Source organism: Agrobacterium tumefaciens (assembly GCA_025559845.1).
Taxonomy (GTDB): Bacteria; Pseudomonadota; Alphaproteobacteria; order Rhizobiales; family Rhizobiaceae; genus Agrobacterium.
The window spans coordinates 652,190-666,072 of record CP048470.1 but is presented as its reverse complement, the minus strand read 5'-3'; the positions used below and the strand labels follow the sequence as shown (position 1 = coordinate 666,072).

Below are 13,883 nucleotides of genomic sequence, written 5' to 3'. Positions count from 1 at the left end.
GCTGACAGCATATATTCATCAAGTCATCTGATGATTTGATGAATAGATGATCGTCATGCAAACCGTAAGCAGATCCAGCCTGACGCAAGAGGCAGCTCAAGCCATACGAGGTGAGATTGTCGCGGGTCGCTGGGTGATCGGTGACAAGCTTCCTAACGAGGCGGGGCTGTCGGCAATGCTTTCTGTCAGTCGCGGTACCGTGCGCGAGGCCGTCCGTGTCCTCGTGGCACAGGGTTTCCTCGAAACACGACAGGGCTCTGGCACCTACGTGCTTTCCGTAACCGACCCGACCGAAACCTTGACCATGGCGCGGCGTGCAAGCCTACGCGATCAGTTTGAAGCGCGTTGCGCTCTGGACGTCGAGGCTGCACGACTGGCTGCGATACGACGAACACCCGCCATCATTGGCGAGTTGCGGCGCCTGCTGGCTGAACGGGGCAACTACGAGGGCGGCGACAATTCCGCGTTCATCGTGCGCGATCTCGCCTTCCACAAGGCAGTTGTCGCGGCGTCTGGAAACCGCGCGATGGTCGAAATCTACGAGTTCTTTTCGGTCTCCATCGCTGAGACAATTCAGGCGACACTGCGCGCAGAAGTGCCCGAACCCGATATGCAGGCCCATGCGGATATCGTCGACGCGATCGAATCCGGTGATGCCGACAAAGCCGCTGTCGCAGTTCGCAGCTTTATGGCCCCTATCTTCTCCACTCTCGACAGATTGTAAAATATCATGACTGCTTCATTTCTAGGGGCAACAAAGACCCAGGGCCACGATCCGGTCGAGGATACCTTGGTCGATGCCGAAATCGACACGGTGCCGGCACCGGTGCCGCCACGACAGAGTGCTTTGGGGCGTGTTCTGCTTGGCGCCAGCCTCGTACTCATCGCATTCAATCTTCGTCCGGTTTTTTCCAGCGCATCGGCATTGCTTCCGGAAATCCGTAGTGAACTTGGCCTGTCTTCGTTTGCTGCGAGTGTCCTGACGACATTGCCTGTCCTTTGCCTTGGCGCCTTCTCGCCGCTGGCGCCCCGCCTAGCCCAGCGTATCGGTTCAGAGCGGACCCTGCTTGGGGTGTTGCTGTTCCTGGCGCTTGGAACGGCCTTGCGTGGTCTGCATTCTGTTCCAGCCCTGTTCCTCGGAACGGCGCTTGCCGGTGGCTGCATCGCAGTCGGTAACGTGCTTCTGCCGGGTCTTGTAAAACGGGACTTTGCCAAGAATGCTGCTTTGATGACGGGCCTTTACACCATGGCGCTTTGCGCCGGGGCGGCGAGCGCTGCAGGGCTAACCTTGCCTTTGGAGAAAATGCTTGGCGGTTCAATGAATGGCGCATTGGCGATCTGGGCGCTTCCGGCACTGCTGGTCGGTGCCCTCTGGTTGCCGCAAGTGCTGTTGACCAAGGGAAAATCGGCACGCAGCGGGTTTCGTGTCGAAGGTCTCTGGCGCGACAGGCTGGCCTGGAATGTCACGATGTTCATGGGTTTTCAGTCTGCGCTTGCCTACAGCGTTTTTGGCTGGCTCGTCCCAATCCTGCGCGATCGCGGTCTTGATGGTGTTACCGCCGGCGCTATCGTATCAGTTTCGGTAATGGTGCAGGCAGCGTCGTGCCTTGTCGTGCCGCATATCGCCGTTCGCGGTAAAAACCAGTGTGTCATCAATGTTACGCTTTGCGCGTTCGCAGTTGTCGCTTTGATTGGCCTGCTATTTGCTCCGCTCTCGACCGTGTGGTTCTGGGCGGTACTGCAGGGCATTGGGCAGGGAGGATTGATCGCTGCAGCAATGACGGTGATTGTATTGCGTTCGCGCGACCCACATGTTGCCGCTCATCTCTCGGGCATGGCCCAGTGCGTTGGTTATCTCCTAGCGGCCATCGGTCCGCTTGTTGCTGGCGTCATTCGGGGCTGGACGGGCAGCTTTGCCTGGTGCGCGGTCCTTTTTGTCGGATTGGGTGCTGTTGCTGCTGTCAATGGTTGGTTCGCCGGGCGTTCGGGTTTCGTGAACGCGAAAACTGTCGAGATGTGAGCCGACATTCGGGCGGCAGGTCTCGCCGCGCTTGATACGGTTTCCGCCGCACATGGCGTACCGTCATCCGAGGTTGCTGTTGCGCTCATGGCGCAGCAAGGCGCAATTGCACCGATCACCAGCGCGACAAGGTGGCACATGTCGAAAGCTTTTCCAGAGCCGCTAGCCTGGGAGTCGACCTTGAGCGAGTTAGCGGAATTAAACGCCGCAGCGACCTCTTGAAGAGTGAGCCTGCGGGCCTGAGGCAAGTGAAACCTTATTCGGACATGCAGTGAGATCCAAACGACTGGAAAAAGGGGCGTCAACTAGGCGCCTTTTTCTGCGTGGGGAACAAATCGATACCTCCGAGAAAGGAGCCACCTATCCACAAGTCGACAAGCCGGCAAAATATTTTCAGGCAAAGTGCTTGACACTCTCAACTAAATTATAGTTGATTATCTCAATCAAATGGATGGCAGACTCATGAATGACATTGGTGGAAACGATGATGTCGAATGGCCTGGCGAAGGGATTGTCGTCTCTCCGGAGACGATTGATCTCGATGTCCTGAACGATACGTTCAGCTACTTCATTCGAGACATTAACATCGCAGTCAGCCGCGATTGGGACGCCCGCATTGCCGATATGGAAGCCATTCGGGGCACTGGCAAAGTTACGGCCCTTTTCATGATCGCCAATTACCCAGGCATTCACCCTTCCGCGATTGCGCAGATTAACTTGCGCGATCGCGCAGAGGTGGCGCGCACGTTGAACGGTCTGGAGGCAGCCGGGCTTATTCGCCGAAAGACCGGCCGGAAGGATTCTCGTTCCTGGTCTTTGTTCCTGACGGAGGAGGGCGAAGAATGCGTTGTCGAATTGCGCAAACGCATCAAGGAGTCCCGCAAGTTCCTCTGCGATATTTCGGATGACGAATACGAGCAGGCGATGAGTGTTCTGCGGCGCATATACTGGCGTTTCGTTATGGCGCCCCATCCGGTAGGGGAGCGTTGATGGCAGAGGAACGCGTAGCGCTGATCAGTGGCGCGCGGAGGGGTATAGGCAGGGCGATTGCTGAACGTCTCCTTCGCGATGGCTGGAAAATCTCGCTTGGATTACGCCAACCGCAGGATGACTGGACGGACGATGTGGCGATCCATACCCACCCCTACGACGCCCTGGAGGGTGGCGAAGCCGAGTGGGTTGATGAAGCATTCGCTCGGTTCGGTCGCATTGATGCCGTGGTCGCCAACGCTGGCGTGATGGTCGCGAAGTCCGTCATCGATATTGATGACGCGTCTCTGGATGCGATGTGGGCGGTCAATGTCAGGGCGCCACAGAGACTGGCGAAATATGCGTTTCCCGCCTTGTCGAAATCCGGTAGCGGCCGCATTGCCATCATCGCGTCGTTATCGGGAAAACGTGTGGCGTCAGTGGATTCCTCTGCTTATGCGCTGACCAAACATGCAGCGGTCGCGCTTGCCCATGGACTTCGCCAGGCAGGCTTCGAGCAGGGCATTAGAGCAACGGCGATCTGCCCGGGCTTCGTCGCCACCGATATGGGTCTGGCGCTTGCGCCAGAGAAGGCGGCGAGCATGACAAGTGCAGATGAAGTTGCCGATGTCGTTGCCTACGCCATCAACCTGCCTAACCGTGCAAGCGTTGCAGAAATCACCGTCAACTGGCGGGCCGAACAACTCTATTGAGGAGATCATGGCGCCTTGCCGGGTGCTGCAATTCGAAAAGAGAAGCCGGGACGGCGGGCCTGATACCCGCCCAGCCGGCCGCAAAGGGCAAAGCCCTTGCTTAGGGAGTCATAAGTACCTGTCCGATCAATCGGGCAAGGATTGCATCGTCCTGATAACGGACGCCACCAATTCTAATAATAAGGGGAACAAAAATGACCACCAGAAACAATGACTTCCACGCCAGCAGACGCCAGGTTCTGGCCATGCTCGGCATCGGTGTTGCCGGGACGGCGATGTCTGGGCTTCTCGGCTCCAGCGTCGTTCGTGCTCAGGACGCGCCGAAGGGCCAGATCGTCCTCGGCTTTTCCCAGGAACCAACGGTCTTCAATCCGCATCTGCTCCATATCGAAGTTGACGAGGGCGTGTATTTCGCGCTGTTCGATCCTTTGTTCGGCGTTGACGATGGTGGCGAGTTCGTCCCGTGCCTGGCAGCCGAAGTGCCGACCGTGGCCAATGGCGGCGTTTCCGCAGATGGCCTGAAGTGGAAGGTCAAGTTGCGCGAAGGCGTGACATGGCACGATGGCAAGCCACTGACGGCTGAGGACGTGAAGTTTACCATGGAACTTCTGGTCAACCCGAAGTTCAACAGCTGGCGCCACACTGGCCACGAACTCGTTCGCGATCTGACCGTTGTTTCGCCGACGGAACTGACCTGGACGATGGAAAAGCCTTATGCGCCCTATGCGTCGATACTGGCCTCAACCTTCATCGTGCCGAAGCACGCCTTTGATGGCGCAGCCGACCTCAACAACACGCCGTTCAACAACGCACCGATCGGTACCGGCCCCTACAAATGGACAAAACGCGTTGCGGGCGATTACATCGAAATGGCTGCCAACACGTCCTATTACGGCGATGGCCCCTTCGTGGAGCGCTTGATTGTCAAGTATATTCCTGACCTCACGGTAATGTATACACAGTTCAAGACCGGTGACCTCGATATCGTCGGTCTGCAGGGGATCAGTGCCGATCACTACGAAGAGGCGTCCGCGCTTGCCGATCGTACCGTCGTCAAGGCCCCGGGCAGCCCGGTCGAGACCTTCTCGTTGAACCTCGGTTTGCCCGTCTTCCAGGACAAGGCCGTGCGTCAGGCGCTCTATATGGCCGTCGACAAGGCATCGATCATCGATGCTCTTTATTTCGGCTTGCCTGTTGCGACCGAAAGCTACATGCCTCAGCAGGCCTATTACCATAATGGCGACCTGCCGAAGCACGAGTTTAACATCGAAAAGGCTAGTGCACTGCTGGAAGAGGCCGGCTGGAAACTCGGCAGCGATGGTGTCCGTGCCAAGGACGGTCTGCGTCTATCGTTTGAAAACTCGACGACGTCAGGCAACCACCTGCGCGAACAGATGCAGCAGTTTCTGCAGCAGACCTTCGCTCAGATCGGTGCCGAGATGACGATCCGAAATCTTCCCCCGGCGGTGATGTGGGGTGATCACTGGATGCTCTCCCAGTATCAGAGCGCGATTGCCGGTATCGTGTTCCTGACTGGTGGCGATCCGGATACATCCGATTACTTCAGTTCGAAGTCGATCGCCGCGCAGGGCGGAGCAGGGCAAAATACCTGGCAGTGGAAAAACGAGGATGTCGACAAGCTGCTTGCTGAAGGTGCGGCCATCTTCGTTCCGGAAGAGCGGAAAAAAACCTATGCGAAGATACAGGCATTGGTCCGCGATGAACTTCCCTTCCTGCCGCTGCACCAATTTACAGACCTCCGTGGTTTCAAGAAGGGCTTCGAAGGTTACGTGCCGAACGTCAACGTTCGTATCGACAGCTGGAATGTCAACAGCTGGCGCTGGAGCTAATTAGCCAGGTCGGGCCTTCAAGGCCCGACCTACCTCCTGCTACGACCGCGACGACGGAGATTTTATATGTTGCGCTTTCTGCTCGGCAGATTGGGGCAAAGCCTTGTCCTGTTCCTGATTGTTTCCCTGATCGGCTTTTGCGTTTTGATGCTGGCGCCGGGTGGGCCGATGTCGAAATTCGCGCTGACGCCAGGTATCAGCAAGGTCGATCTCGACCGCATCGCCCACGAAATGGGGCTCGATCGGCCAATCCTCATACAGTATCTGGACTGGTTGTGGGGTCTGGTTCGCGGTGATTGGGGCAACTCGTTCCGCGACGGGCGTCCCGTCCTGTCGATCATCGGCGGTCATCTCTTCGCGACGCTGCTATTGATGGGTACCTCAACAGCGATTGCGATCGGACTGGGTGTCTGGATCGGTATGAAAAGTGCGATCAAGAGATATTCCGCTTTCGACTATTCGATGACGATTGCGACCATGGTGGCGCTCTCTATACCGACCTTCTGGTTCGGTCTCGTCGCCATCTATATCTTCTCACTCAGACTTGGCTGGTTTCCGGCCGGTAACATGTACACCATCGGCGACCAGTCCTTGTTGGATTACGCCCACCACCTCATTTTGCCATCGCTGGTCCTTGCGCTCGTCAACATCGCCATCTGGAGCCGCTACATGCGCTCGTCCATGCTGGAGGCGATCGGCCAGGAATTCGTGAAGACGGCACGGGCCAAGGGGGTGCGCACCAAGACCATCATGCGCCGTCACGTTGCCCGCAATGCTCTCCTTCCGATGATAACGCTGGCGGGCATGCAGATACCGCAATTGCTTGGCGGCGCACTGGTGGCCGAAACGGTCTTCACCTGGCCGGGAATGGGGCGCCTCTTCCTCGATAGTCTCGGATACAGCGACTATCCCGTGATCATGGGGCTGCTGATGTTTTCTGCCATCCTTACCGTTCTGGGCAGCCTCCTTGCGGATATCTGCTCAGCAATCGTCGATCCACGCATCCGGCTGGCATGAGGAAGACCGAGATGGCTACTGTAGATCTTGTCCTTCCTCATCGTCCACGCAACCGTGTTGTTGCACGCTTCATGCGGCATAAACTGGCCGTGCTTGGGCTGATCATCGTAACGGTACTGATCCTTGCCAGTATCGCAGGCCCCTGGCTCATCCCCTACGATCAGCTTTTTATCGATCTGCGGGCGCGCAACGCTCCCCCTCTGACCGGTGCGCATATTTTCGGCACGGACCCTCTTGGACGTGACGTCGCGGCACGGCTGTTTATGGCTGGCCGAGTTTCACTGACCGCAGGCGTTGCGGCGATGCTTATATCGACCGTTATTGGCGTGCTGGTCGGCACGGTGTCCGGTTACTACGGTGGTCGTATCGGTGCAGTATTGATGCGCATCGTTGATGGCTTCCTCGCTTTCCCGAGTGTGTTCCTGATGCTGACGCTTGCCTCCTTTATCAAGCCAAGTCCGCTGATGATTACTGTCATTATCGCGATCACGAGCTGGATGCAGGTGGCTCGCGTGGTCGATGCCGAAGTTCGCTCGCTTCGCAACCGGGAATTCGTTCTGGCCGCAACGATGCTGGGCCTGGCGCCAAGCCGTGTGATGTTTCGAGAAATCCTGCCGAACGTCATGGGCCCGATCATCGTTTCTGCGAACCTCACCATCGCCAATGCCATTCTTCTCGAAGCCTACATCTCGTTCCTCGGCTACGGCATCCAGCCGCCGTTACCCTCTTGGGGCAACATGCTGAACGGTGCTCAGCAATATCTCGACAAGGCTCCCTGGCTCGCAATCGTTCCAGGCATGGCGATCACGCTGGCGGTTACCGGTTTCAACTTTGTCGGCGATGGGCTGCGCGATGCGCTCGATGTCCGCGGTGATGGAAAGTGAGGCTGCCAATGACCCCTGTCCTGACTGTAAGCGATCTGACTGTAAGCCTGCCACGCGTTGCCGACCGCACACATGCTGTCCAGAACATATCCTTCACGCTTGAGGCCGGCGAAATTCTCTGCATCGTTGGTGAATCCGGTTCTGGAAAGTCTGTTACGGCCAATGCCGTGATGGGATTGCTGCCGCCGCCACTCAAGGTCGAGAGTGGTTCGATCCGCTTGCACGATCGCGATATTCTGGCTCTCGGCGAAAAGGATCGTTCGAGCTTTAACGGCCGCGTGGTCTCCATGATCTTTCAAGATCCGCTGTCGGCGCTGAACCCGCTGATGACAATCGGTCAGCAGATCGAAGAGGTCATGCTGACCCACCCCGATGCTGCTCCTGCTGACCGCTGGGGGCGGGTGATCGAGCTTCTTGAAATGGTTGGCTTGCCCAATCCGCCTGCAATGGCGCACCAGTATCCGTTCAGATTGTCGGGTGGCCAACGCCAGCGTGTGATGATTGCCATGGCCTTGGCTCTCGATCCGGACGTGCTCATCGCAGACGAACCGACGACCGCACTCGACGTGACGACGCAGGCGCAAATTCTCGAAATCATCAAACGCCTGCAGCGGCAGAAAAAGATGGCGGTGATGTTCATCACCCACGATTTCGGTGTGGTCGCCGATATTGCCGACAAGGTCATCGTCATGGAAAAGGGGAGGCTCATTGAGCATGGCTCGGCCGAGCAGGTGCTCAATACCCCGCGCGAACCCTATTCCCGGCGTCTGCTCGCCGCCATTCCAACGATGCGGACAGAGGCGCGCAAACCCATGCGGGATGACGCGCCGACAGTTCTCGACGTCAAGGATCTCCACAAGACATACAAGACGGGTGGCGGTCTATTCGGCAAGGCACGCACCGTGCAGGCCGTGGATGGCGTCAGCCTTACTCTTCGCAAGGGCGAGACGATAGGGGTGGTCGGTGAATCCGGATCGGGAAAATCGACGCTTGGACGTATGATCATGAAGCTGCTGGACAGTGATTCCGGACAGATCATTCTCGATGGTGAAGATGTGGTCCCGCTCAAGGAAAGCAGTTTCCGGCGCAAGAGGCCCTATATCCAGATGGTCTTTCAGGACCCGTTCGCCTCGCTCAATCCACGCCATTCCATCGAACATTCGCTGGTTTGCGGCCCTATGAGCTTTGGAACCTCGCTTGGTGAAGCGCGCGCCAATGCCGTCCGGTTGCTGAAACGAGTTGGTCTGCCCGAACAGGCACTTGAACGCTATCCGCACGAATTTTCAGGCGGTCAGCGCCAGCGTATCGGTATTGCCCGTGCTTTGATGTTCAATCCTGTTCTGCTGATCGCAGACGAAGCCGTCTCGGCTCTCGATGTTTCGATCCAGGCGCAAGTCCTGCAGCTTCTCGACGAAATCCAGCAGGAAACCCGCATTTCGATGATCTTCATCACTCACGATTTGCGGGTCGCAAGTCAGATCTGCGACCGTATTGCCGTATTGCAGAGGGGGCGTCTCGTTGAGCTTGCTCCTGCCCACGAACTCTTCTCGGCTCCGAAGGACCCGTACACGAAGAGCCTTGTGGATGCCATTCCGGGATGGAGCGCCTGATGATGGGCGCAGCGCCGCTCGTATGATCTCAGAAATCGACCTATGAAGCCAAGCATATAGGCAGAAGGATCAAACATGCCAAAGTTCTCGCCTTTCGATGCGTCCTACTGGTTCGCATCGGCCCCGCCTGCCCCCGAGACGGAACGCCTTTCCGGAGAAAAGAAGGTTGATGTCTGTATCGTCGGTGCGGGATATACCGGCATGACGACCGCAATCGAGCTTGCACGGAAGGGCGTCTCCGTCGCTGTACTTGAACGGGAGGAAGCCGGTTACGGCGGTTCGGGCCGTAATGCCGGCCATTGCAGCCCGACCTTTTCCTATTACGAACTGGAAAAGGTTCGGTCGTTGGTTGGTCAGCCCTTCGCAGAGCGTCTGATCAAACGGCAGACGAGGGCGGCAGACAAGGCGGCTGAATATATCAGTCACTACAATATCGACTGTGAATGGGTTCAAAATGGTCTTGTCATTGGAGCGATGCGGCCGGGACATATTCCCCATTTGCAGCACAAGGCCGACAGTTACAACGAAGTCGGCGCGCGCACTCGCGTTCTTAGCCGTGACGAGGCAATCGCGATTACCGGTTCGCCACGCATGTATGGCGGCTGGCTTCACGAAGAAGGCGCGCACCTCCACCCGCTGAAATATGCACGCGGACTGGCTCGTGCAGTGATTTCGGAAGGAGCGAAACTTTATACCAGTTCACCTGCCATCGGTTGCGAGCGGCAAGGTGACAAGTGGAAGGTCACCAGCAGCACCGGCCATGTTATCGCCGACAAGGTGATCTTTGCGACGGGCGCTTATACCGTCGACGGCTGGCCAAAACTTGAAAAAAGCTTCCGCATTTTGCCGGTTTACGTCTGCGCCACCAATCCTCTTTCGGACAGGCTCAGAGAAACGGTTCTTCCACGCAACACCTCGATGATTGATGGGCGCGGTGACTTCTATTGCTACAAGTGGTCAGCAGATAACCGCATCGTCGCCTCGATGTTTCTGATGGGACCGCGTGGACGCGATCTCGACTATACGAAGAAGGTTATGACGGACAAGCTGAAGTGGCTGCACCCGCAAATAACCGAGGATGTGCGCTGGGACTATCTCTGGTTCGGTGAGCTCGACATGCAGTACCGCACGGTGCCGCGCCTTTACGGGCTTGCGCCTGGCGTCGTGGCGCTCACCGGGCTTTCGGGTCGTGGCGTCCCGACAGGCACGATGCTTGGCGGTATCCTTGCTGACTGGGCCATCGGCATCCCTGAGAAAGACCTCGATCTCGAAGTCGAACCGCTTGAGGAAGCACCGTGGTGGATGGATTACGGCCCGACCTACAAGCTGCGCGAAATGCGCTTCGTCGACAATTTCATGAGCAAACGCGGCGGCGTCGAGCTGCCCCCTCACTACTGATTTTCTCTTTTTATAAAGGAACAAGCAGATGACGATCTATGCAAAAGTCGGCGATGACACTGGCCTGATGGAAGCGGCCAAGGCTGCGGATGGTGCACAATCCTATCGCAACATGATCTGGGTAGATGAAGGCGACGCCGAAACCGCCACAAAAGCTGCAGTCTGGATCGCGCCGCCCGGCGTTTATGCCTATCCCGCCCGACCTCTGGCCGAAACCTTTGTGGTGATGGAAGGTGAGGCGGATTGCCAGGTGGCAGATGGCGAGATCCGTCGCATTGGCGTTGGAGATATCGTCACGATTCCAGTCAACGCTGCAATCTCGCTGACTGTTCTTACGCCCTTCCGCAAATTCGCGATGGTTGTGCCCAAGGGCGGTGCGGGTAACGCCTGATCTGTGCCTGGCCGTATTGTGCATGCGTGCGACTAGGCCTTTGGTGATGGCCAAAGAGCCATCATGAACGGCGTGATCGTCTGGGCTCGTGATAGCAGACGATGAGGGGAACCAGCGATGGACAGATTTGATGTTGCCGTCATCGGCGCGGGCATCAGCGGCTGCGCGACCGCTTATACCCTGGCAAAAATGGGCGCCAAAGTCGTTCTGGTCGATCGTTTCGGCCCGGCGGCAATGGCATCTGGCTGGACGCTTGCCGGTGTGCGGCAATCTGGCCGAGATCCGGCGGAAATGCCGCTTGCTCTTGATGCCGTCAATATTTGGCAGACATTGCATGAGGAGCTTGGTGCTCCAACGCATTACACTCGACGTGGCAATCTGCGACTTGCCCGCAACGGGAACGAATACGGGGTAATCCGTTCGATGGTCTCCGAACAGCAGGGACTTGGCCTCGACCTTGCGTTCCTAGCGGATAATCAGGCGGTGAGGGATATCGCACCTGCAGTTTCAGAGGCCGTTCCCGGCGCCTCTTTTTGCCCGACGGATGGACACGCTGATCCGCAGGCGGTCAGTGCTGCCTATATCGCGGCGCTATCGCGACATGGCGTTGCGTTGGCTATGGGCGAAAACGTCGAGGCAATTGCCGTCTCCGGCGGCAGCGTCGTGGGCATCAGGACGGGTGTTCGCAAACTTGGTGTCGACAGCGTGGTGCTCGCCGGTGGAATGCTTGGAAACGCACTGCTCGAACCGCTCGGCCTTTCTGTCCCGATCCGCACCCCGATGGTTGCGGTCATTCGCAGCCGACCCGTTGCACCAGTTCTCGATCAGGTGATCGGCGTGTGCGGCGGCGACTGGGCCGGACGGCAGGAAGTGAACGGTCGTCTTCGGATCACTAGCGGTATGCTCGACTGGTCGGGGAGCATGGAAACAGTCACGACAAGCGCCGGAGATCGACCGCTTATCCGTCCGCCGTTGTCTAGTTTGAACGCGATCATCAAAACGCTCGACCATTTGCTGCCTGGCCTCTCCGAAACACCGATCGAGGAGTGTTGGGCGGGCCTCCTCGATCTTACTCCGGATGCGCTGCCTGTTCTCGACCATGCGCCCGGAATTTCCGGCCTCGTCATCGGCATGGGTTTTTCCGGTCATGGTTTCTGTCTTGGGCCTGTCACGGGCCAAATACTCTCCGATCTCGTGACGGGCCGTCAGCCTACTCATGACCTCTCTTCATTCAAGTTCAACCGATTTGGCGCAAATACCCCCCAGGCGAAGCTCGAGCTTCACGGTTAGCCAGTCTTCGATATTTCAGACACCTCAGGAGTTTTCAAAAATGCCCGGTCCCTTCGTCGTTCCGTTTCATGGAGATACCGATCTGCCGCAAAAGGTGGATGTCGTCGTCATTGGCGGCGGCATCATCGGAACGTCGACGACGCTCGAGTTGGCAGAGCGGGGTTTCAAGGTCGCTTTGTGCGAAAAGGGTGGCGTTGGTCATGAGCAATCGAGCCGCAACTGGGGTTGGGTGCGCATAACCCGCAGAGACCCGCGCGAAGTGCCGCTGATGGCGGAAGCATTGCGCATATGGCCGGGCATGAACGAGCGGCTCGGCAGGGATGTCGGATACACGCAAGCAGGCATCACTTTTACCTGCCTGACCGACAAGGAGGTCGAAGATCATGAGCGCTGGATGCGCAATCTTGAAGGTTATCAACTCAATACGAGAATGCTGACGCCGCAGCAGTTCGCTGAAATGAACCCTGGCTCGAAGCTCAATATCAAGGGGGCGTTATACACGTCCGTTGACGGGCGGGCCGAACCCCAGAAGGCAGCTCCGGCTGTTGCGGAGGCGGCTCGTGATCGTGGTGCCCACATCATGACTGAATGTGCCGTAAGAGGCATCGATACCAAAGCTGGCAAGGTCTGTGGTGTCTTTACCGAGCGCGGTTACATTGCCTGCGATGCGGCGGTTCTCGCAGGTGGTGCGTGGTCGAGCCTGTTTGCCGGAAACGCCGGTATCAGGCTTCCACAGTTGAAGGTTATCAATTCTGTCATCAGGACGAAACCAATGGAAGGCGGGCCGGAATCGGCGATTTGGACAAATGGGTTTGCCATTCGCAAACGACAGGACGGCGGTTACACGATCGCCAATGGTTTCGAGAATATCGTCGATATTGTCCCAGATAGCTTTCGTTTCTTCCGCGATTTCCTCCCAGCGCTTGGCCATGAATGGCGTGCTTTGATGTTGCGAGGCGGTCTGGGTTTCCTAGACGAAGCACGGCTTCCTCGCCGATGGAAAAACGATGAGGCTTCGCCTTTCGAATATAACCGTGTTCTCGACCCCAAACCGTCGTTCAGTCTTCAGGACAAGGCACTGTCAAATTTGTGCAAGGCCTTTCCTGCCTTTGAAAAAGCCGAAATAGCACAGCGATGGGCAGGGAAAATCGATGTCACGCCAGACGCAATCCCCGTGATTTCGGGTGTTGATCAAATCCCGGGTTTCTTCATCGCGACAGGGTTCTCCGGCCACGGATTTGGTATCGGTCCGGCGGCCGGCAGGCTCATGGCAGATATCGTGGCGGGTACCGCGCCACTCGTTGACCCGCATAACTTCCGGTTCAACAGGTTCTCGGATGGTTCAAAAATAGAAATCATCAGCGGATTTTAGGTTGGAAACTAAGTCGAAACCCATGATCTGGCCGAATTTCGGCCTGATCAGATGGGGCGTTCTCATGCCGGAAAGGCAACAACCAGGCTAATCCGTGCTTTCTACCCTGCAATGCTTGGGTGCAACTATTAACCAACCGTTAACCATGCTCTCCTAGCTTTGCCCCTCAAGGCCGAATTCTGTATCGGCGCTTTAGTGGCCATTCTTCCGTTCTGCGTGCTGGCAAGTTGCTCATTCTTCTGTTTTGAAGGTGGAACGTTGCATGCGGTTTTCTTGGTTTTCACCCTTTCTGTGCACGATCGCCCTTTGCGCGCTCGCAACGGGGTGCGCCAACGGTTCGAATATAAAAAACAGACAGGGATCAAAAGG

General features: G+C 57.2%; 12 protein-coding genes. All 12 read left to right on the top strand.

Going from position 1 to position 13,883, the window contains the following annotated elements; all coding sequences use genetic code 11:
* Positions 1-55: 55 nt before the first annotated feature.
* The 12 genes from FY156_19515 to FY156_19460 all read left to right on the top strand — a co-directional run bounded on the left by FY156_19515 (position 56) and on the right by FY156_19460 (position 13,514).
* Entirely contained in the window at positions 56-724 is a 669-nt protein-coding gene (locus tag FY156_19515) for a FadR family transcriptional regulator (protein ID UXS03740.1), read from the top strand.
* A gap of 6 nt (positions 725-730) precedes the next feature.
* Positions 731-2,020: an MFS transporter gene (locus FY156_19510; protein ID UXS03739.1), complete on the top strand. Its 1,290-nt coding sequence runs from the start codon at positions 731-733 to the stop codon at positions 2,018-2,020.
* A 462-nt stretch (positions 2,021-2,482) separates the two neighbouring features.
* Positions 2,483-3,010, top strand: coding sequence for a MarR family transcriptional regulator (locus tag FY156_19505; protein ID UXS03738.1), 528 nt, complete (start codon positions 2,483-2,485; stop codon positions 3,008-3,010).
* Entirely contained in the window at positions 3,010-3,702 is a 693-nt protein-coding gene (locus FY156_19500; GenBank protein UXS03737.1) for an SDR family NAD(P)-dependent oxidoreductase, read from the top strand. The genes FY156_19505 and FY156_19500 overlap by 1 nt, the downstream gene beginning before the upstream one ends.
* Positions 3,703-3,896: 194 nt before the next feature.
* Complete coding sequence (locus tag FY156_19495; protein UXS03736.1) at positions 3,897-5,552, top strand: peptide ABC transporter substrate-binding protein; 1,656 nt, start codon at positions 3,897-3,899, stop codon at positions 5,550-5,552.
* A gap of 66 nt (positions 5,553-5,618) precedes the next feature.
* Positions 5,619-6,569, top strand: coding sequence for an ABC transporter permease (locus FY156_19490; protein UXS03735.1), 951 nt, complete (start codon positions 5,619-5,621; stop codon positions 6,567-6,569).
* A 71-nt stretch (positions 6,570-6,640) separates the two neighbouring features.
* On the top strand, positions 6,641-7,453 hold the full coding sequence (locus tag FY156_19485) for an ABC transporter permease (GenBank protein ID UXS05154.1): 813 nt from the start codon (positions 6,641-6,643) through the stop codon (positions 7,451-7,453).
* A gap of 8 nt (positions 7,454-7,461) precedes the next feature.
* Complete coding sequence (locus FY156_19480; GenBank protein ID UXS03734.1) at positions 7,462-9,063, top strand: ABC transporter ATP-binding protein; 1,602 nt, start codon at positions 7,462-7,464, stop codon at positions 9,061-9,063.
* 75 nt (positions 9,064-9,138) lie between these two features.
* On the top strand, positions 9,139-10,461 hold the full coding sequence (locus FY156_19475; GenBank protein ID UXS03733.1) for an FAD-binding oxidoreductase: 1,323 nt from the start codon (positions 9,139-9,141) through the stop codon (positions 10,459-10,461).
* Positions 10,462-10,489: 28 nt separating this feature from the next.
* Positions 10,490-10,852 (top strand): cupin domain-containing protein, encoded by a 363-nt coding sequence (locus FY156_19470; protein UXS03732.1) that lies wholly within the window; start codon positions 10,490-10,492, stop codon positions 10,850-10,852.
* Positions 10,853-10,969: 117 nt separating this feature from the next.
* Entirely contained in the window at positions 10,970-12,142 is a 1,173-nt protein-coding gene (locus FY156_19465; protein UXS03731.1) for an FAD-binding oxidoreductase, read from the top strand.
* A gap of 40 nt (positions 12,143-12,182) precedes the next feature.
* The gene (locus FY156_19460) at positions 12,183-13,514 is read left to right on the top strand and encodes an FAD-binding oxidoreductase (protein ID UXS03730.1); all 1,332 of its coding nucleotides are present in this window, start codon (positions 12,183-12,185) and stop codon (positions 13,512-13,514) included.
* The last annotated feature ends 369 nt before the right edge of the window (positions 13,515-13,883 follow it).